Origin of the sequence: Parabacteroides sp. Y3-G-102 (assembly GCF_023656845.1) — a bacterium.
GTDB classification, from domain to species: domain Bacteria; phylum Bacteroidota; class Bacteroidia; order Bacteroidales; family Tannerellaceae; genus Parabacteroides; species Parabacteroides distasonis.
The window spans coordinates 22,393-43,264 of the sequence record NZ_JAMOKU010000021.1; the positions used below are offsets into that span (position 1 = coordinate 22,393).

Here is a 20,872-nt window from a genome sequence, read left to right on the forward strand (position 1 = left end):
GTTGAGGGATATTTGGGATTATTTCAATTCAACGGTTCCGCCGTTACCCTGTTTCCATTCGTTGACAGTGGCTTTCACTTCCAGTGCCTTCACATTATCTCCTGTAGGTTTGTCTGGCTCGGTAATGTTCAACGTAACCGTATGGGCATAGCCTTCTTGGGCATTCAACTTTTCACCTGCATTCTTTGAGTCCATCACCGGGACATTCAAGAAGGTACGATCCGTACCGCCTACGTTGATCGTTACGTTCAGCTTGATATCATTAGACGGAGCGAGCATCACTGCCGGGCTAATCGTAGAAGCTGTCGTGGAAAGAGCGGTTGTCGTGATATTCGGGACAGAGAAATCGGAAGCAGTAGCCCAATTCACGTCACCATTTGTCAAGTTTACGGATTGGGGCAATTGCGTGCCCAAAATCTTGATGCTCTTGATGGAGACGTTCTTTCCTTCCCATTCTCCCTTACCACCAGCTACGCTTGTGTAACTAGCGGCGAAAACCAATTGGGTGGTCTTGTGGGCAAACGTCAACTTACATCCATTTTGATTTGGTGACGCTGCAGTTCCGGCATCTTGATCCGCACCGATCGTCATGACATCCTGCAATCCGTCTACCTTACCGAAAACCACTTTTGAGGACTCGATTGTTCCGGAAGGAACAACCGCCGTGATATGGGAGTTTTTAGCACTCACCTGCGCATTATCATAATACAAGGTGGGAGTCAAGGTAATATCCGTCTCTTTCCCAGCCGTAAATACAGCGCCGGCTACGTTGGCACGTGTTTCCAATGCCTTTGTAGTTTCATTGATCACATTCTTGTAAACCGGATTAAAGCTACCCCAATCATGCTCGTGTCCGGAAGTCACGTCCACCATCACCACGATACCTTCCACCTGCGATCCATTCGTGATCGGGGCTTTAGTCGTGAGACCTTCCACGCTTTGTGTCAATTTGATCGCTACCGGAGCGTTCGCCGTACCCAAATCGGGAGTGATCACATCCTTGTCGTTCGAGCAGCTTGCCGCTAACAGGGCCACAGCCGCCATTGTCAAAATCTTTTTCATTTGTCTTGTAATTTTAAAGTATTAATAAAAAATATGAATTAAATAATCTTATCTATAAATCGGCGTTGCCGCCATTGCCCGGTTTCCACGGGGTGACGGTTGCCGTTATCTTTACTTGGTACTCCTCGAAGGGATCCGGCTCCTTGGGTTCCTCGGGAGTATCGGGATCGTCCGGTTCCTCTGGATCAACGGGTATCTCAAGCGAGATCTCGATATCGTAAGCCCCTCCACTCTCGTTGCCCTCGCCGCCGAACGAGACGGGGAGATCCTTGAAATCCTGCCCGGAGGCGGGATCACCTTCCGGCGCGAGCGTCATGTCAAGCGTCAAGGAGGCCTTGGGCTGCACCAGCACGAATCCGGGGAGCGTCACTACGCCATCCACCACGGGGATACCATTCCCGTCATCGGAAGAATAGATGATCACCGAGCTGGTCTCCCCGACCGGGACCACCTCTCCATCCGACAAGGACACCTTAGCTACCGAGGCTAGCCCGTTCAGCTTGACGGCATGTACGCTATACCCGTCCGGCGCTCCCTTGACACGTAGGCGGAAGCTGAGTTGCGTCAGCAGGTGCTTATGGATCAAGGGCGTTTCCGTAGCGTCGAAACGGCGGGACAGGGAACCGCTCCGCTCATCGGTCAGCATCAAGTCTTCCTGCCCCGTCAGCTCGTACCGTACCTCGCCGTTCACGTGGGGGGCGGCGGGGTGATAGCTGCGGATGAAAAGCGCGGAGCCGTCCGTGGGATAGTAGCGCTCCGGGTCCAAGAGGATATCGCCCTCCGTGGCCGTCCCCGTCCAATGCTCCGTGTAATCGCCGGCGGAAGTGCCTACGGCGATGGATACGGGCATGGAGTCGAAAACGTCCACGGCGGCACGGGTCTGGATGCCGGTGTAAAGGCGGATCGGGACGGCGGGGCTTACCTTCAAGGAGAGATCCAGCGTATCACGGCCCGAGGACATGGCCTCATGCAGGCTCGCGGTCAGGTTCTCCTTGTAGCTGAAACGCTCGCCGCCGGCGGTCTCGAACGAGAGCGTGCAGACGTTGCTCCGGTCCGAGCCGTCCAGCGTCACCGTACCCAAGATACCCGCCACGGCTTGGTAAACGCCCGCCACGCCCGCAGCCGAGGCACGGAAATCAAGGTCGAGCACACCCACTCCTGTCGCTATCCGGTCGGACAGGCGCACCGACGAGGCTATCCCGTCCAAACGGCCCTCCACCTTCGCCCCGCCGAAGCCTTTCCCCGCGTCGATGGTAAGGCGCAAGATCCGGCGGATATCCTTGGGGGTCGATGAGATCGCGGTCTCATCGCCATCGGTCACCTTAATCCCCGTCACGCTCTCCACGTAAAGAGGGCTATCCAGCGATACCAGCAGGCTGTCGCTTCCCGAGGGAAGGGCGGCGGCATAGGCTTTCCCCAGATTCTCCGTATCGCCCAACCGGACCTCGGCGGGGTCGGCGCCGGCGACCAGCAGGGCGTACTCCCCCACCACGAGCCGCTCGCTCCACGACCACGTAGACGGCGTTCCGGCGGGCTCTTCCTTCCCCGCCACGCGGGAACCATCCGCCTTATAAGCGAAAACGGCCAAGGGAGTATCGCCCGTATGTCGCACGGATACCCGCAACAATCCCTCGCCGGAACCGGGAACGGGTGGTTCCGGATCGTCCTTACCGCAAGCTCCCAAGACGAGGAAGCCGAGTAATAAAAAAGCTGTTTTTTCCGATAAATGTCTTAATCTCATATACTAGTTTATCTATAGTTTTTCCTTTCCCTCTGTACGGGCCGGTTCCCTGCCGTCGGGGAGGGTGTCTCCCTAGCGTTAGGGATGATGCCTCCCCAGCGTTAGGGACGATGCCTCCCTAGTGTTAGGGATGATGTCTCCCCTGTGCTAGGGATGATGCCTCCCCCGGATCAAATCTCATCCGGGCTCTCGGAGTCGCCTCCCCCGGCACCCACGGTGAGCGGCAGCTTGTACTCGATCGTGCGGGGAGACTTGAGCAAGGTGACGCCTTTCGAGAACTGCGTCACGATGCGTAGCTTGTACTTGCCGTCGGTCAAGGCCGGTACGCGGGCGATGATACGGCTGGGGTCGTTTTGCGTGAGGCGGCGGGTCACGGGCGTAACCTTCTCGCCGTCTTCCGACACGAAAAAGATACCTACCGAGCTGTCCGCCCCGTTAATACGGATACGGTCGCCCTCGATCAGTATGTCCTCGTTCGGGGTGATAGAGCCGTTGGACAATCCCGTGAAGGTATCGGTCACCATGCCGATGCGCCCCACCTCGGACTTGGCTCCTAGAACCTCGACGCCCACCTTGCTCAACGCGTCACGCATCTCGGCGGAGGGCACGATATCGAGCGTCAGCTTATGGATAGCGGGATCGAACTTCGCCGTCTCGCCTCCCCAAGGGCCCGTGATACGAGGCGTGTATTGGCACACCTCGGTGAGTAGGCTGTAGCCCATCATGAGGTGCTCCCGCACGATGCGGTCGCGTTGCTTGATGATAGAGAGCAAGGTGTCGTACTTGATCTCGGAACCTTCCTTGATGATGGCGTTGGCTATATTCTCGTTGTGCAGGGTGTCTTTTTGTGTCAATACCTCCGCTACGTAGTCGTTGTCGTCATCCTTGGTTAACAAATTCGGCCGAAGCCATACTTTCCAGTAATACTCGTTTGCCATGATTGGTTTGTTTTTAATTGTTAGTAATCCGTTTAATTAGATGTTATGTCATGATCTTATTCTTGGATACAGCGGATGTTTTGGGCATCACGGTTATCTTTGCCGGCGAACTTAAGTCCTCCTCCCCCTTCTACGATCCCACCGCTACGACTGGCGATAAATACGTTACTCGCTCTGACATTGGAGGCTGTAATAGCCAAGAAAGTCGTGTATCCCACATTATTTAATGTAGTCAAATCCGCCGGATAACCGGAGAATCGCAGGTACGTGCCGTTTGCCGTATTATCGTATTTCAAAAGGACTCCACCATTTTTTTCAGAATTAGATAGTATCGTATTCCAGTCAGAGGAATTACGGCTTATTAGTACTTGAAGTTCATTCTGTGTCGGAACCCGCCAACCGGCAGGACATGGATCATGCACGGTTTTGCTGTCACTCCAAGTGGGCCTGCCGTTCGCATCCGAACTGGGATTGGATGACCATTCTTGATTTTGGGGCTGCCCAAAAGCCTCGGGATGCTGATAGGCATGATGAACCGAGCTGAAATTAAGACCTGTCGGCATCACCCATGTGATTCCGTCCGCCTTATACCTGTTCAGGCAATGCTTGGGAGGTAGGGCGGCATTGATGGTGAATTTATATTGATTCGCTATTTTTTCCGCCGTATAGCTTCCGGGGAAAGGGTCTTTACGTGCCCTCTGGTAATGAAAACCGTTGGCACGCGACATATCGAGGATATCGGAGGGGACGGACACATAGCCATCGTAGGCGCCTAGGCAACGATCCATGATGGGCTTATATGAGGTCGCCCCGTTCTGCAATTTCAAGATGCGCTGGTTGTCCGGCGAGAGAATGGTAGCGTCGGTTGTCGCCGAGGGACTATAATCCGTTACCCACACATGCCAGCTCCAAAGAATATTGCCCGTTCCGTTCTCGCCATCGTAGGCGGCGATAAGGCCACTGCCTCCCGTGGTGTTCGGAGCGACACGGCAGTAGATACGGGCATCCGTGAGGCTGTCGCCGTTCTTTAGCTCCACTATGTTCGTGTGGTCATCTTCGGCCGGTACCTGCGGGGCGTATTTGTTAACGACTCCCAGTGCGGGGTCGCCCAAGTCGCCATCCTCCAGCGTCTGCCACAATACTTTCACGGATTTTATCGGAGTGGAGAAGGTAGTGCCTGAAAGGCCGCACCAGTCTCGCAATATCGTATTGCCTCCGGCTACTCCCTTTATGGTGTAGTTGTATGGGTTGAAGCAGAACGCTCCACCCGGTTTTACCATAAAGCAGTTCGCCGTGGGGACTATGTTGTTGTTGTTCTGCGAGGCAGGGATTGGGTCGATGATGGTTATGCGACGGTCGTCAACTGGAAGCGTATTGTGCGACATCTCTACATTATATATATAGTTCGTGTTATCGTATAAGTCGAACTCCTTGCTGGTGCTGCCACCCAGATAGACGCGGTAGTTCAGTTTCTTCCGGCTATCCGTTTCGTTGCCGCCGTCGCTCTTGTGGCGGGAGATGAAGGTAGCGTAGGCGCTGCCCTTCGGGGCGTTCGCCTTCGTGCGGTAATAAGCGGAGGAGGCGTAGGCGCTCTCCCCGCGTACGACGGAGGGAACCCAGCAGGTATAGCTTCCCTCGTCCGAGACGCTTGCCACCTGTATGGTGGTATATTGATCCAACAGGGACGGGTAGGTATCGTCATTGACGGGTTTCAACAACCTGTAGTCTACGGGGATGGATTGCAGCAGGACTTGCTCTAGAGTATAGCCGGTTTTCTCCGATTCGTTTTTCCAAGACAGCGTCAGGCGGGTAGCCAAGCGGCGCAGGAGGATGCGGACATCCGTACCGTCAGGGCTTTGGATCTCGCCTGCCGAGGTTACGTTCACCTTAGGCAGGTGAAGGATATAGGGCATGGCCTTTATATCCCCCTCATTCTTGATCCCCTCGATCATGGATGACGTGGCTGTCGTGCTTTGCACGGCGGAAAAGCTTTTCCCACTAAGGGAACCCACCGTGTAGGCGGAACCGTTATATCCCCGGGCGATTATCACCAGCTGGCAATTGTCCAAAGCCTCCAGCGTGACCGTGAAGGAGGAACCAATCTCAACGGCGCTCGTATAACTCACTCCTTTGCCGGTTTTAAAATTACCGCCCGCATCGTATTGCCAGATCTCCAAGCCGTAAAGCTTATCCGGCTTGGCGGTGGCCAACGGGTCTTCTACGGCAGCCTTGGTCTTGGCAGAGGATTGCAGCCGCACATTGAGACCGGAGCCGGAACCAACGCCCTCCCCCGCTTTCGTACCGGACGTGCCGCCGGCAAGCGATACGGCATCCACCTCGTCGGCGATACCCACGCAGAGCGATACCTCCACCGCCTTGCCCTCACCCGTAGATGGGCAGGGTGAATCGAGACGATTCTCACAACTTGACATTCCTAACATCGATACTATTGACATCATGATCAATACTGCTTTTTGTAATTTTACACCTATTTCCTCCATACCTGCACGTGCTTTTTCACTACTACATTTTACATTTTTTTACTTGAATCACGCTGTCTCTTTCTTACGCAGAAAGAGACAACAGGAGGATAAACGCTCCTATCCGCTGTTTTTCAAGCCCTTGGAAATGTTAATAGGACAAGGCACGTCACGCTTGACGGCTCGCTATTGTTTGTCTTTTTTAATTTTGACAAAAGATTTAAGCACTCACCTTGCCTTTATCAGCAATTTGAGCTACTTTTACACCCGAAAACGGATATTTATCCGTCATTCTGAAAGTTGTCTCTTTCTGCGTAAGAAAGAGACAACTTTTTTTCTCTCATCCCTTCATTCTCAATATCTTCCATTTTCATTCCTCTTTTCCATTTTCTTTCATTTCGCTTTTTGTCTCTTTACAAATCACTACTCATTTAACATTTCGGACTTACTGTCCGGAAAGGCACGCACGAAACCGCACGATACCCGACGGGGGTACCGTGTAACTTCACGCATGCGACAACAATCATATCATCGCATAACGGGATTAATAAGGATAAGAATTGTTATTTTATTCGGAGGTCTTCACCCACACACGTTTGCCATCGAACGTGATCGCCATTTTGAGGATGTCTCGCACCCCAGCCGCATGGAGCGTAGCGGCGTATTGCTTCTTCTCGATCTGCGCCAAGGCGGAATCAAGGACCTTGTCCACGGACTCGTCAAACATGGGGTCGTACACTTTCAACTCCATGATAAACCCCCTGCCACCAAGGTCACGGGGACGAAGAAGGATGTCGTAACGGCCCAAACCCGACTCACGGTTACTGCTCACCTCGTACGCGCCGTGACTTACCAGCATTCCCAACAAGAACGCCTGATAGACCTTTTCCGGCTCACGGCCGTTCGTGTCGTAATACGAGAGCGTATTCACGACGAAGTCATTCAATAGCCGCTGGAAGATATTCATCTCGTTCTCGTCCAAAGCCTGCAGCATCATCTCCAAGCGGTCGTTCTTCACCGGGCCGTCGTTGATCCAGCCCCGGATGATCGTAGAAAAAACCGTGGAAACCTCCGTGTTCGGCACCCCCAAGGTGTACGACATCAAGTGATCCGGGGTCATCGTACCGTCCGACGCTTTCAGATAGCCGCTGAACAGCATGAAAGACCAGATGTTGGGCGCGCTAGACAACAAGTCCGGGAAAGCCAGCTTGTCGTTGATCACGCTACACAGGCTACCGCCTTGGACAAGCGTCTCGATCCCCTTCCGTACTTGGGAGGGGCCCTCAGCTATCAAATGACGAAGCAACACGTCTGAGCCCGTGTTCACCCAGTAAGGGGCAAAGACACCACCTTTATTTATATAGTTCAATACAGACCATGGATTATAGACCACCTCATTCCCGAACAGGTAACCGTTATACCAGTGCTTGACCTCTGACTTCTGATCACCCAACGAGTATGAGTCGAGCAGCGTGTCGACATCCACTTGCGTGAAGCCAAACGCCGTACACATCGGACGATCCAGCAAGGTATCCACGTCGATATTGTTCAGCCCGCTAAAGATCGACTCCTTGCTTACACGGAGGATACCCGTGATCACCCCCCGGAAGATAGACGTATTGTCCTTGAAAACCATCGACATGAAGTTGCGCATGAAGACGATCATCCGATCATAAAAGCCCTTGTCGAAAGCCACATGGATCGGAGTATCATACTCATCGAGCAATACCAGAGGGGGCATGCCCCAATGGAGCGTCAACAGTTCGGATAGCAAGCGGATCGAACCCTCTAATTGTCCCCGGGAAGCCTTGCCCTCATAAAGTGCCATAAAGTCATCCAAGTAATTAGGCCGCATCTTAGGAGAATCGAGCAAGTAAGCATGGCGAGTAAACTCGTTTTTCAACTCATAGCCTATTCTGACCAACGTGTCCTCGAACGTATCCGCCTTGCAGTCCTTCAACGTCAACATGATCACAGGGTATTGACCTTGATGCCTGTCAAAACCCTTCCACTCCCGGATACGCTTGCCGTCGAACAACGGGCGGAACACGTTACCATCCGTCTTCTCGAAGAAGTACCGCAGCATCGAAAGGTTCAGCGTCTTGCCGAAGCGACGCGGACGGGGAAGAAGCGTGATCAAAGCGCCTTCTTCTATTATCTGACGGATAAAATCGGTCTTATCCACATAATAATAGCCCTCATCTATCATTTTCTTGTAATCGCTGATGCCGATCGGTATTCTTCTCGTTTCCATAAGTATCACTATTTTGAGTTGTGAATACAAATATAACAATTTATATGACAACAGCGATTATCACTTTTCCTTATTAATCTCATCATGTCAAAGAACGTTTCCCCTAGCGTTTGCGGTAAGGCACGAGGGGAAGCCTTATGATCTTATCGATCTTGAATACATCGGAGCGGATGCGCGTCACGAGGAGTCCATTCACCCGAGATACAACGCAATCCCTTGTTCGCAAAACCTACTTTACCGGGTAAAACAATCGAAAAAGCGTACTTATGCCCCACATCCCCTGCTTTACCCTCTCTACACCATAAATTACCCATTCCATTGATGTAATTGAAAGCATTCGCATACTCCTGATATCCTGTAAAACGAATATAAGTACTACCACCGGAAGATTGATCCTCAAAGTATAAGACAGCGCCTCCATCCCTTTCCAAACTAGAAGAATTAGCCAAATTCATTGCTTGGACATCATCATTAGATTCCGTATAAGATGAATTCGTAAAAAAAGGCAGATAATTAACCTTACTAGCCACACGCCAACCTGCCGGACATGGATCGTATACTGTTTTGTTGTCTTGAGAATCGTTCCATAGATCCCCCGTGCATTGATTAGACCAAGTGGCCCCTGATGCAGCAATTACAGTCGGGTTTTGAAAAGCTTGCAAAATAGTATATAGACTGGTCACATTCTTTCTGATAAAGTAAGAGACACCATCCGGCTGATATAGATTCAACATACCCGGAGTAAGTTGACCGCTATTAACCACGATAGATGTCGGAGATTTTGAGGAATAGGTACTCGGAAACGGGTCCTTCCTTCCCCATTGATAATGAAAACCATTTGTCTTGGAACGCTCCAATTTGTCAGAAGGAGCGATCGTATAACCAGCCATCGCACCTAAATTTCTATCCATCATAGGATATTGTGTTTTATTTCCATAAGTGTATTTCTGGACTCGCTTATTCTCATCATCCACGGATTCGTTCGCCGTAGCGGAAGGACTATAATCCGTTACCCAGATATGCCAGCTCCAAAGGATATTGCCCGTCCCGTTATCACCATCGTAAGCGGCTATCATACCGCTACCTCCCACCGTATTCGTGGCGACACGACAATAGATACGGGCGTCAGTCAAACTTTCACCATTCTTTAGTTCCACGATATTCGTATGGTCGTCTTCCGTGGTTTGCGGGGCATATTTAGTCACGACACCTAAAACTGGGTCTCCCAAGTCACCATCCTCCAAGGTCTGCCACAATACTTTCACGGACTTTATCGGGGAAGAGAGCGTAGAACCGGAAAGACCGCACCAACCTCGTAATAGCGTATTATCCTTAGAAACGCCATTAACATAATAGGTATAGGGATTGAAGCAGAAGGCACCACCCGGGACAACCATGAAGCAGTTCGCCGTCGGGACTAGGTTGTTGTTATTCTCTGATGCCAAGATTGGGTCGATTATCGTGATACGTTTATCGTCTACCGGAAGTGATGTATGATCCATCGTTACCTTATATATATAGTTCGTATTATCACGTAAACTAAAATCCTTACTGGAGTTACCCCCCAAATAGACCCGATAGTTCAGTTTCTTTTTATTATCGGTCTTATGCTGGGAGATAAAAGTCGCATAGGCGCTTCCTTTGGGGGCGTTCGCTTTCGTACGGTAATAGTCGGAGGTAGCGTTCGCACTCTCCTCACGTACCACCGCCGGGGCCCAACAGGTGTATTGGCCCTTGTTTGTCACATTTGATACCTGTATCGTCCTATACTGGTCTAATGGGGATGGGTATGAGTCCTTATTGTCCGGTAATAATTTATACTCTACGGGAATACTTTGAAGCATGACCTGTCTCAAATCGTAACCGGTATTATCGGGTAGATTCTCCCATGCCACCGTAAGCCGGGTAGCCAAGCGGCGCAAGAGGATACGAATATCCGAGCCCTCGGGACTCTCAATCCGGCCATCTTCCGTTACGTTCACATAAGGTAAATGAAGAATATAGGGCATCGCATTAACGCCGCCTTCCGTTGTTATTCCTTCAATCGTGGAGGCAGGCGCTGTCGTACCTTGAACGGAGGAAAGACTTTTATCCTTTAAGGAGCCAACCGTATAATTAGAACTACCATAACCACGTGCTATGATCAATAATTGGCAATCGTCCATGGTTGTTAAGGTTACACTGAAAGAAGAACCGATAGCCACATCCCCAAGACTTGCTCCTTTTCCCGCCACAAAGCTACCACTCCGGTCATATTGCCAAATTTCCAAGCCATATAACTTATCTGGTCTGGCAGTAGCCAACGGATCATCCGGAACCGTGATCGCTTTGGTCCCACCAACCGCGTCTTCCTCATCGGCGAGTCCCACGCATAAGGATACCTCTACCGCCTTGCCTCCACCCGTAGACGGGCGGGGTGAATCGAGACGATCCTCACAACTTGACACTCCTGACATTGATACTATTGACAGCATGATCAATACTGCTTTTTGTAATTTTATTCCTATGACCTCCATACCTGCACGTGCTTTTTCACTACTACATTTCACATTTTTTTACTTGAAAGTACCTGTCTCTTTCTTACGCAGAAAGAGACAACAGGAGGATAAACGCTCCTATCCGCTGTTTTTCAAACCATTGGAAATGTTAATAGGACAAGGCACGCCACGCTTGACGGCTCGCTATTGTTTGTCTTTTTTAATTTTGACAAAAGATTTAAGCACTCTCCTTGCCTTTATCGGCAATTTGAGCTACTTTTACACCCGAAAACGGATATTTACCCGTCATTCTGAAAGTTGTCTCTTTCTGCGTAAGAAAGAGACAACTTTTTTTCTCTCATCCATTCATTCTCAATATCTTCCATTTTCCTTCCTCTTTTCCATTTTCTTTCATTTCGCTTTTTGTCTCTTTACAAATCACTACTCATTTAACATTTCGGACTTACTGTCCGGAAAGGCACGCACGAAACCGCACGATACCCGACGGGGGTACCGTGTAACTTCACGCATGCGACAACAATTATATCATCGCATGACGGGATTAATAAGGATAAGGAGTGTTATTTTACTCGGAGGTCTTCACCCACACACGCTTGCCATCGAAGGTGATGGCCATCTCCAGAATATCACGCACACCGGCCGCATGGAGCGTGGCGGCGTATCGCTTGTCTTTTATTTGCTGCAAAGCCGTATCCAACGTCGTCTCGACCGTGCTGCTCATTCGAAGGCGTTTCAGCTCCATGATATATCCACGGCGGCTAACGTCAACAGGGCACATCAAGATGTCATATCTGCCTAAACCGGACTCACGGTTGCTGCTCACCTTATACGAGCCGTGACTTACCAGCATTCCCAACAAGAAAGCTTGGTAGACCTTCTCCGGATCACGGCCGTTCGTGTCGTAATAGGAGAGCGTATTTACAACGAACTCATTCAAGATCTCCTCGAACGCCTCGATATCGTTCTCGTCCAAAGCCTGCAGCATCATCTCCAAGCGGTCGTTCTTCACCGGGCCGTCGTTGATCCAACCCCGGATGATCGTAGAAAAAACCGTGGAAACCTCCGTGTTCGGCACCCCCAAGGTGTACGACATCAAGTGATCCAGGGTCATTCTCCCCTCCGACGCTTTCAAATAGCCGCTGAACAGCATGAAAGACCAGATGTTCGAAGCGCTAGACAACAGGTCCGGGAAAGCCAGCTTGTCGTTAATCGCGCTACACAGGCTACCGCCTTGGACAAGCGTCTCGATTCCCTTCCGTACTTGGGAGGGGCCCTCCGCTATCAAATGACGAAGCAACACGTCTGAGCCCGTATTCACCCAGTAAGGGGCAAAGACACCACCTTTATTTATATAGTTCAATACAGACCATGGATTATAGACCACCTCATTCCCGAACAAGTAACCGTTATACCAGTGCTTGACCTCTGACTTCTGATCACCCAACGAGTATGAGTCGAGCAGCGTGTCGACATCCACTTGCGTGAAGCCAAACGCCGTACTCATCGGACGATCCAGCAAGGTATCCACGTCGATATTGTTCAGCCCGCTAAAGATCGACTCCTTGCTTACACGGAGGATACCCGTGATCACCCCCCGGAAGATGGACGTATTATCCTTGAAAACCATTGACATCAAATTACGCATGAAGACGATCATCCGATCATAAAAGCCCTTGTCGAAAGCCACATGAATGGGGGTGTCATACTCATCGAGCAATACCAGAGGGGGCATGCCCCAATGGAGCGTCAACAGTTCGGATAGCAAGCGGATCGAACCCTCTAATTGTCCCCGGGAAGCCTTGCCCTCATAAAGTGCCATAAAGTCATCCAAGTAATTAGGCCGCATCTTAGGAGAATCGAGCAAGTAAGCATGGCGAGTAAACTCGTTTTTCAACTCATAGCCTATTCTGACCAACGTGTCCTCGAACGTATCCGCCTTGCAGTCCTTCAACGTTAACATGATCACAGGGTATTGACCTTGATGCTTATCGAAATCCTTCCACTCCCGGATACGCTTGCCGTCGAACAACGGACGGAACACGTTACCATCCGTCTTCTCGAAGAAGTACCGCAGCATCGAAAGGTTCAGCGTCTTGCCGAAGCGACGCGGACGGGGAAGAAGCGTGATCAAAGCGCCTTCTTCTATTATTTGACGGATAAAATCGGTCTTATCCACATAATAATAGCCCTCATCTATCATTTTCTTGTAATCGCTGATGCCGATCGGTAGTCTTCTCGTTTCCATAAGTATCACTATTTTGAGTAGTGAATACAAATATAACAATTTATATGATAACAGCGATTATCACTTTTCCTTATTAATCTCATCATGTCAAAGAACGTTTCCCCCAGCGTTTGCGGCAAGGCACGTGGGGGAGCCTTTATGGTTCGTCGTATCAATCCGTCCGTTCTTGTATGCAGCGGATCGAATGAGCGTCGTACACTTGTTTTGCCGTGAAACAAATACCGGCCTGACTTTCAATAATTCCACCGTCCCGACTCACGGTAAATACTTGTCTTGATCCACCAGATCTATCAAAAGTACCCATGTATCCGGAAAATCCTACGTCATTCAATTGCGTAGGCATTGGGGGATAGCCCGTAAATCGAATATATGTCAGATGGGACTGATCCGCATCGTATCGTAAAAGGAGTCCTCCCTCCTTCACCGCAGATGAAGGAATACTCGTATTAAGTGCCGTCAATGGTTCAAGTTCAGCCTTACTAGGTACTCTCCAACCTGCAGGACAAGGATCGTGTACTGTTTTCGTGCTACCCCAAGCTGGCTGGGCTGCGTCCGAGCACCAACCTTGTCCACTCGCTCCAGCAATTTGGAACTGTGGATTTTTATATGCGTTACGAAGTGAAGTTCTCGACTTCATTTCCGGTATCAGCCAGTTAAAACCATCCGGTAAATACCGGTTCAGACAGTTCTTCGGAGGTGTCACCGCATTTAACGTGAAGGTATATTTATTAGGTAATTGTTCTGATGTATAAGCGCCGGGAAGCGGGTCTTTACGCCCATGCTGATAGTAAAAACCACCGACACGGGACATCTCTAAAGTAGTTCCGGGAACTTGCACATAGCCTTCGTAAGCCCCCAGGCTACGATCCATGAGAGGCTGCGTAGTGGTAGTGCCATTCGTTAGGACGAACTTTCTCTTATTCTTTTCCAATACGGTCTCCGTCCCTATGGCAGACGGAGCGTAGTCTGTTACCCAAACATGCCAGCTCCAAAGGATATTACCCGTCCCGTTCTCATCATCGTAAGCGGCGATTACTCCGCTGCCCCCGCTCGTGTTCGGGGCCACACGGCAATAGATACGGGCATCCGTGAGACTGGAGCCGTTCCTTAGCTCTACGATATTCGTATGGTCTTCGCTACTATTCACGACTCCAAGTACCGGATCGCCAAGATCACCATCCTCCAAGGTTTGCCAGAGTACCTTCACTGATTTGATGGGAGTCGAGATCATCTCGCCACTGACATCGCACCAATCCGTCCCCTGCATCACGGTATTATCTACGGTTACACCATTCACCGTATATTTATAGGGATTGAAGCAAAAAGCCCCACCCGGTACCACCATGAAACAGTTGGCCGTAGGCACCAGATTGTCATTATTGCTAGAGGCTGGGATCGGGTCGATGATCGTGACGCGTCGGTCGTCCACAGGGAGCTTAGTATGCGACATCGTTACATTATATATATAGTTCGTATTATCGAGTAAGTTGAATTCCTTGCTCACACTACCACCCAGATAGACCCGGTACTTTAGTTTCTTTTGGCTATCGCCACCGCCTCCCGTTACGAAACGGGAGATGAACGTGGCGTAAGCGCTACCCTTGGGGGCGTTTGCTTTCGTACGATAATAATCGGAGGTGGCGGCCGTGCTCTCCCCACGTACCAAGGAAGGGATCCAGCAGGAATAACGCCCTTCGTCCGATACGTTCTCTACTTGTATAGTGGCGTATTGATCCAATAGAGAGGGATAGGTATCCGTATTCTCTGGTCTCAACAACTTATACTCCACGGGAATGGATTGGAGCAAGACTTGCTCTAACTCATAGCCGGTTTTCTGAGGGAAATTCTTCCAATTCAGTGTCAACCGGGTAGCTAACCGGCGAAGGAGGATACGGATATCCGTACCGTCAGGACTTTGAATCTTGTAAGCACCGCCGTCGTTCACGACCTTCACTTTCGGAAGGTGCAAGATGTATGGCATAGCGTTGATTACAGACTTATCCGTTTCGTAGGCACTGGCGGTTATGCCCTCGATAGCGGAAGCGGTGGCAGTCGTGCCCTGTACCTCGGAAAGACTTTTCCCGCTAAGGGATCCGACTGTGTAGGTGGAATTTTTTTTGCCTCGGGCGATTATCACCAATTGGCAATCGGTCAAGGCATCCAAGGTTACCGTGAATGAGGAACCGATCTCTACATCTCCAATGCTTAGCCCTTTCCCCGACTTGAAATTACCGTTCGTATCATATTGCCAGACCTCCAAGCCGTAAAGTTTATCCGGCTTGACGGTAGCCAAAGCATCGTCTCCCCCAGCCTTGGTACGGCTGGCGGGTACCAACCGCACGTCGAAGCCTGCCTTTCCACCGCTCCCTATGACCTTAGTCGTGGGTGGTCCAGCCTCCAAAGAGCCGGCATCCACCTCGTCGGCGATACCCACGCATAAGGATACCTCCACCGTCTTGCCTCCACCCGTAGATGGACGGGGCGTATCGAGACGATCCTCGCAACTTGACATTCCTAACATCCATACTATTGACATCATGATCAATACTGCTTTTTGTAATTTTATTCCTATGACCTCCATACCTGCACGTGCTTTTTCACTACTACATTTCACATTTTTTTGCTTCAAACACGCTGTCTCTTTCTTACGTAGAAAGAGACAATAAAGAGAAATCGCTCTTTATCCGCTGTTTTTCAATCCCTTGGAAATGTTAATAGGACAAGGCACGTCACGCTCGACGGCTCACTATTGTTTGTCTTTTTAAATTTTGATAAAAGATTTAAGCACTCTCCTTGCCTTTATCAGCAATTTGAGCTACTTTTACACCCGAAAACGGATATTTATCCGTCATTCTGAAAGTTGTCTCTTTCTACGTAAGAAAGAGACATTTTTTTTCTCCCTACTTCTTTATTCTCAATCACTTCTATTTTTCGATTCATTTTACATTATCGTTTTTTTTACCGTTTGTCTCTTTACATCTCACTACTCATTTAACATTTAGGACTTACTGTCCGGAAAGGCACGCACGAGCTAGCACGATTCCCGACGGAAGAACCGTGTAAAGATCCATACATGCAAACTTCATATTGTTACATGACGTTGAATTGATTCACATTCTCCCGCGTTTCGAATTGACGGTCATAGAACCGCTCACAATAATCAAGTAGGAGTTTTATATTGTCTGTAATCAGTGATTTCGTATGCTTATACAACACCTGTACTCCACACAGCCGTAGAAGTGACAGGAATGGTGGAATTAAAGTTGTATGTATCTTTCAAGCAATTACAGGAAAGCCGACGAAGCTAGCTTACTTTAAAACAATGGATTTGAATGGAAAAAATTCATAACTATGAATGAAGAAAAACATAGTTATGAATTGAAAATTTCATAGTTATGATTTTTCAGTATCAAAATAGGCAAGTAATTCTTCTATCGTTTGGGTGATATAGGTACCGCCGGAAGTCTCATGGATGATAAAGTGGGTGGTCTTTAAATCGCCAGTCTCAATCCAGATATTCGATTCCACTTCCCGATTCGCCAAAATTCCGTTTCGCTGGAGCGCTTTACGCACCATAGCGTATTTCTGGCCATGTCCAACGAGGCGGATCTGTCGGGAGAATTGATTATCTATACGGAATAATCCGGTATCCTTATCGAAAACAATCCCTTTCCGGGCGAAGAAATTGCTTAGATGACCACTCAATGCCAAATCCTCGGGGGTACCGGTAGAGATACCATTCGCTTTGTCCATTAACCAGATCTTATCCGATATCTGGAGAGCCAGCTCCAAATCGTGAGTGGACATAAATATCGTCTTATTCGTTTTCCGGGTTAGATGATGGAGTAATTGCATAATCTCTACCTTGCTGGGAAAATCAAGGAATGCGGTAGGTTCATCCAAGTAAATAACCGGAGTCTCCTGAGCGAGCGCCTTAGCGATCATCACTTTCTGGCGTTCTCCATCCGATAAGGTATGGACCATGCGGGATGCTAGTTCCTCAATGCGGACAAGGGCGATGGATTCTTCCACGATCCGCTTATCATCCTTGCTCAACTTGCCCCAGAAGCCGGTATACGGGCTACGTCCCATCCCGACCAATTCCCGTACCAACATATTCCGGATCTCACATTTATCGGTCAGCACGACACCGATCGTGGTGCTCAATTCCTTATCGGAATAAGCATCTATATCTTTTCCTAGGACCAATATTTCCCCATCTAATTTAGGTTGGAAAGCCGATAACGTGCGCAATAAAGTAGACTTCCCCACCCCGTTAGCACCCAGCAAACAGGTTAATTCACCACTATAGATCGTAGAGTGTATACCTTTAGCTACCAGCTTTGTACTACTCTTAGAATGGTAACCGATCGAAAGTCCGTTAATATGAATCGTATCTTGTTTCATCTTACTCGTTCAATTCATTCTTTCGTTTTCTAAATAATACCGAAGCCACTACAGGAGCACCTACTAAAGCGGTTACCGAGTTGACAGGTAACGCTCCCTCGAACCCCGGCATACGGGCGATCAAATTACAGATCAACGCCAACGCCGCACCTGCGAATAAGACCGCAGGCATTAAAATCCGATGGTCGGAAGTTTGAAATATGGCCCGGCATAAATGCGGAACGGCTAGCCCCAAGAAGATAATAGGTCCGCAATAAGCCGTGACAATCGCCGTAAGGACCCCGGCCGAGGTGATAACCAACAAACGGGCCCGCTTGATATTAAGTCCCAAATTGCGTGCGTAGCTATCCCCAAGAAGCATCAAGTTCATGGTCTTGATAAGCAGGAACGAGAGAGGGATCAAGATTGTCATAAGAATCACGAACAACGTCATCTGATTACCGGAAACACGGGCGAAACTACCCAATCCCCAAATCACGTATGCACGGATATCCTCCTCGACGCTAAAGAATTTAAGTACACCGATCACGGCGTTTGCCACGTAACCGATCATCACACCGATAATCAACAACGTGACATTTCCTTTTACCTTTTGGGAAACATACACGATCAGCGCCATCACGGATAAGGAACCGATCACGGCCGCTATCGATAAGGCGATCTCCCCCATAAAACCAAGTTTACTCAAGGCAACGCCCCCTAAACTACCGCTTAACAACACCACAAAAGCGACACCCATGCTCGCTCCCGAACTGATACCTAAGACCGAAGGTCCGGCCAATGGATTACGGAAAACGGTTTGCATCTGTAAGCCGCTGATGGATAAGCCTGCTCCCGCTACCAACGCTGTCAATGCCTGTGGTAGTCGGGATTTCCAGATAATATTCTGCCATGTAATAGGCTCATTTCCTGAATTCCAGATAATATGCCAAACCGATTGAAGAGGAATAGAGACTGACCCCAACACCAAATTCAAAAAGATTAGAACAAAAATAGCCGTGACAATCGCCAGCATCCATAGGGTATTTGAATGTCTCATCAGTGTTCCTTATTTAAGTCGAGAATAATAGACCGGCTCATGATCCGGTAATAAATCCGGATGAAAGATATGAAGCAAATCCGCTAGGACGATCTCCGGTTCTGTCGGCATACTCTCATAAAACGGCGTGTTCTTCATATTACAATAGATAATCCCTTTCTCCCGGAACGCACGGAAATCCGCATAACGAGGATCTTGCTCTTTCAATGCCTCATAGCTAAACGTTCCCGGGAAACTATTCACGATACGCCAGTAATCAGCATCGTCCGCTTGGTTATAGACCGTCTCGAAGTCTAATGTAACACCACCGGATCGCTCATCGTCTTTCAAGAAATAATCAGCGCCGGCATCCTTGAAAAGCTGTGCCAAGAAACTCTTTCCTCCTACGGCATACCAGTTTCCACCCCGTAACTCGCCACTAAAAACGATCGGACGTTTTTTAACCTTGCCATCCGCCGTAAGTTCCTTTAATTCATTATACCTCTTCTCAATGGCGGCAAAACGCTCATTGCCCTCTTTCTCTACCCCTAACAACAAGCCTATGAACTTGATCCATTCAGCTTGTCCCAATGGCGTAGTCTCCTTATAACCCAAATGGGGAATCAAGGGGATACCCACGTCTTTCAGCGTCTCATAGCCTCCCCGCTTGAATGGCGATACAAGGATCAAATCAGGATTCATACTCATGATAACCTCGTTATCGAAATTTCCCTCTATACCGATCTTTGCGGTTTTACCTTCTTTCAGGCGTTCGTTCATCTCTTTATTGAACAAATGCCGTGTACTGGTAATCCCAACGACCTTATCCAAAGCACCCAATTTAATAAAATTCGATAATTGCAGGGAAGTCATACAGATAACGCTTCGGATGGGAAGCTCTATCATCGTATAATCAACGGGAATCCCCGTGGGTTTCGAACCTCTTTTTACGAACGCATAATGAAACGTGGTGCTTTCCTCGTTTTGAGGATCTTGAATATCAGCCAAGACATATTGATCCGCATAGGTAAGCTTGAATCCTTGGGCGTATAAAGGCTTAACCTGCTCTTGCGAGAATGCGGATTGCTCTACGGAAGCCGTCTTCCCTATTTCTCCTTTTTCACGGATACCTGAAGTACATGATAAAGTCAATACCGATAAAAGCAAGCATCCACCCGCTATAAACTTATTCATAATCCTTGTTTAATTGACAGTTGATCATTGACAGTTACTCTCGTCCTGCTCCACGGGACAGCAACATTTATTTATGAACCGGCAGGTCTTCTGACTTACTTCCATTCTGGACGCCTTCCCGATTACGAAACCAGTGGCCAAGGTATTGTCCGAATGTTTAGAAGTTCACAGCAGCGTGGTCTGTCCGGGATTCTCACCCGGTTCCCTTTTAATCCGCCTCCCGGAAAAAGAGATAAGCGGAGCCTGTTACAGCGACAAAAGTAGTAAGAATATTTGTATACATCCGCAATTTTAAGGACTTTTGCGTTTCAAATAAAAACAGATACACATGAATCATCCTATTCACTTCGTCTCATTAGGTCCCGGTGATCCGGAATTAATTACGCTGAAAGGGCTTAAAACATTACAAAAGGCTGATATTATCTATTGTCCTGCTACACAAGGCAAGCATGGAATCATATCTCGGGCGACGGATATATTGAAAGCTATTGAGGTAGACGAATCCTTGATCCATCCGTTTATTTTGCCAATGAGTAAGGAACGGACAGATGCGTTAAACGCTTATAACGAATTGTTTCTGGATGCCCAAGCTGAATATTTGAAAGGAAAACAAATCGTGATCGTCGCCGAGGGAGACGCTGGTTTTTATTCATCTATACAATATGTATACGATAAATTCGAGGAAGCAGGAATCCCGGTAGATCGAATCGCAGGAATTCCGGCATTTATAGCGGCAGGTGCCTTGGCCGGGATACATATCGTAAAACAAGAGGAGCAAATTAATGTAATCCCCGGGACTGCGTCGTTCGATGAACTTTCGGCAAAAATAGAAAATGGAATGATCATCGTCATCATGAAATTACCGGGTTGCCAAGAGGCTATTCATACTTGTATCCGGCAGTATGCGGATAAGGCGGTTTTTCATTATTTCGAGAATGTAGGAACAGGAAAAGAATATTATACTACTGATATCGCCACTATACATTCCAAGGATTTCCCCTATTTCTCCCTACTGATTATCCAACCTCGCTAAAA

At 48.9% G+C, this 20,872-nt stretch carries 12 protein-coding genes, 1 pseudogene and 1 riboswitch; of the genes and pseudogenes, 1 reads left to right on the top strand and 12 read right to left on the bottom strand.

The annotated features are described in order from the left end of the window. Positions 1-18: 18 nt before the first annotated feature. From NBH16_RS12065 to NBH16_RS12115, 12 genes and pseudogenes are all read right to left on the bottom strand, one after another. Complete coding sequence (locus tag NBH16_RS12065) at positions 19-1,062, bottom strand: hypothetical protein (RefSeq protein ID WP_250788641.1); 1,044 nt, start codon at positions 1,060-1,062, stop codon at positions 19-21. A gap of 52 nt (positions 1,063-1,114) precedes the next feature. Beyond that, positions 1,115-2,803, bottom strand: a complete 1,689-nt coding sequence (locus NBH16_RS12070) for a fimbrillin family protein (protein WP_250788643.1) — start codon at positions 2,801-2,803, stop codon at positions 1,115-1,117. A 170-nt stretch (positions 2,804-2,973) separates the two neighbouring features. Next, on the bottom strand, positions 2,974-3,741 hold the full coding sequence (locus NBH16_RS12075) for a DNA-binding domain-containing protein (RefSeq protein ID WP_048927267.1): 768 nt from the start codon (positions 3,739-3,741) through the stop codon (positions 2,974-2,976). A 56-nt stretch (positions 3,742-3,797) separates the two neighbouring features. Further along, on the bottom strand, positions 3,798-6,197 hold the full coding sequence (locus NBH16_RS12080; RefSeq protein WP_416338891.1) for a DUF4906 domain-containing protein: 2,400 nt from the start codon (positions 6,195-6,197) through the stop codon (positions 3,798-3,800). A 592-nt stretch (positions 6,198-6,789) separates the two neighbouring features. Beyond that, the gene (locus tag NBH16_RS12085; protein ID WP_250788646.1) at positions 6,790-8,475 is read right to left on the bottom strand and encodes an AAA family ATPase; all 1,686 of its coding nucleotides are present in this window, start codon (positions 8,473-8,475) and stop codon (positions 6,790-6,792) included. A 143-nt stretch (positions 8,476-8,618) separates the two neighbouring features. Then, a complete protein-coding gene (locus tag NBH16_RS12090) occupies positions 8,619-10,949 on the bottom strand; it encodes a DUF4906 domain-containing protein (protein WP_250788649.1) in 2,331 nt (776 codons plus the stop codon). Between the two features lie 589 nt (positions 10,950-11,538). Beyond that, positions 11,539-13,218 carry an AAA family ATPase gene (locus NBH16_RS12095; RefSeq protein ID WP_250788651.1) on the bottom strand — a complete coding sequence of 560 codons (1,680 nt, stop codon included), beginning with the start codon at positions 13,216-13,218 and terminating at the stop codon, positions 11,539-11,541. A gap of 151 nt (positions 13,219-13,369) precedes the next feature. After that, positions 13,370-15,757, bottom strand: coding sequence for a DUF4906 domain-containing protein (locus tag NBH16_RS12100; protein WP_250788652.1), 2,388 nt, complete (start codon positions 15,755-15,757; stop codon positions 13,370-13,372). A gap of 569 nt (positions 15,758-16,326) precedes the next feature. Continuing rightward, positions 16,327-16,425, bottom strand: a pseudogene (locus tag NBH16_RS23555) (AraC family transcriptional regulator); the annotation flags it as partial. A gap of 186 nt (positions 16,426-16,611) precedes the next feature. Then, the gene (locus NBH16_RS12105; RefSeq protein WP_008779842.1) at positions 16,612-17,625 is read right to left on the bottom strand and encodes an ABC transporter ATP-binding protein; all 1,014 of its coding nucleotides are present in this window, start codon (positions 17,623-17,625) and stop codon (positions 16,612-16,614) included. Position 17,626: 1 nt separating this feature from the next. Beyond that, positions 17,627-18,664 (bottom strand): iron chelate uptake ABC transporter family permease subunit, encoded by a 1,038-nt coding sequence (locus tag NBH16_RS12110; RefSeq protein WP_044546063.1) that lies wholly within the window; start codon positions 18,662-18,664, stop codon positions 17,627-17,629. Between the two features lie 9 nt (positions 18,665-18,673). Continuing rightward, positions 18,674-19,837, bottom strand: a complete 1,164-nt coding sequence (locus NBH16_RS12115) for an ABC transporter substrate-binding protein (RefSeq protein WP_122380547.1) — start codon at positions 19,835-19,837, stop codon at positions 18,674-18,676. Positions 19,838-19,900: 63 nt separating this feature from the next. Then, a riboswitch (cobalamin riboswitch) is annotated at positions 19,901-20,099 on the bottom strand. A gap of 66 nt (positions 20,100-20,165) precedes the next feature. Between NBH16_RS12115 and NBH16_RS12120 the strand changes: the two genes are divergently transcribed. Next, positions 20,166-20,870 (top strand): precorrin-2 C(20)-methyltransferase, encoded by a 705-nt coding sequence (locus NBH16_RS12120; protein ID WP_121962327.1) that lies wholly within the window; start codon positions 20,166-20,168, stop codon positions 20,868-20,870. The last annotated feature ends 2 nt before the right edge of the window (positions 20,871-20,872 follow it).

Bases quoted from the DNA above. Each gene is read 5' to 3' on its own strand.
- NBH16_RS12075 (WP_048927267.1), bottom strand. From the start codon at position 3,741: ATGGCAAACGAGTATTACTGGAAAGTATGGCTTCGGCCGAATTTGTTA.
- NBH16_RS12090 (WP_250788649.1), bottom strand. From the start codon at position 10,949: ATGCTGTCAATAGTATCAATGTCAGGAGTGTCAAGTTGTGAGGATCGT.
- NBH16_RS12100 (WP_250788652.1), bottom strand. From the start codon at position 15,757: ATGATGTCAATAGTATGGATGTTAGGAATGTCAAGTTGCGAGGATCGT.
- NBH16_RS12120 (WP_121962327.1), top strand. From the start codon at position 20,166: ATGAATCATCCTATTCACTTCGTCTCATTAGGTCCCGGTGATCCGGAA.
- NBH16_RS12110 (WP_044546063.1), bottom strand. From the start codon at position 18,664: ATGAGACATTCAAATACCCTATGGATGCTGGCGATTGTCACGGCTATT.
- NBH16_RS12085 (WP_250788646.1), bottom strand. From the start codon at position 8,475: ATGGAAACGAGAAGAATACCGATCGGCATCAGCGATTACAAGAAAATG.
- NBH16_RS12115 (WP_122380547.1), bottom strand. From the start codon at position 19,837: ATGAATAAGTTTATAGCGGGTGGATGCTTGCTTTTATCGGTATTGACT.
- NBH16_RS12105 (WP_008779842.1), bottom strand. From the start codon at position 17,625: ATGAAACAAGATACGATTCATATTAACGGACTTTCGATCGGTTACCAT.
- NBH16_RS12070 (WP_250788643.1), bottom strand. From the start codon at position 2,803: ATGAGATTAAGACATTTATCGGAAAAAACAGCTTTTTTATTACTCGGC.
- NBH16_RS12095 (WP_250788651.1), bottom strand. From the start codon at position 13,218: ATGGAAACGAGAAGACTACCGATCGGCATCAGCGATTACAAGAAAATG.
- NBH16_RS12065 (WP_250788641.1), bottom strand. From the start codon at position 1,062: ATGAAAAAGATTTTGACAATGGCGGCTGTGGCCCTGTTAGCGGCAAGC.
- NBH16_RS12080 (WP_416338891.1), bottom strand. From the start codon at position 6,197: ATGTCAATAGTATCGATGTTAGGAATGTCAAGTTGTGAGAATCGTCTC.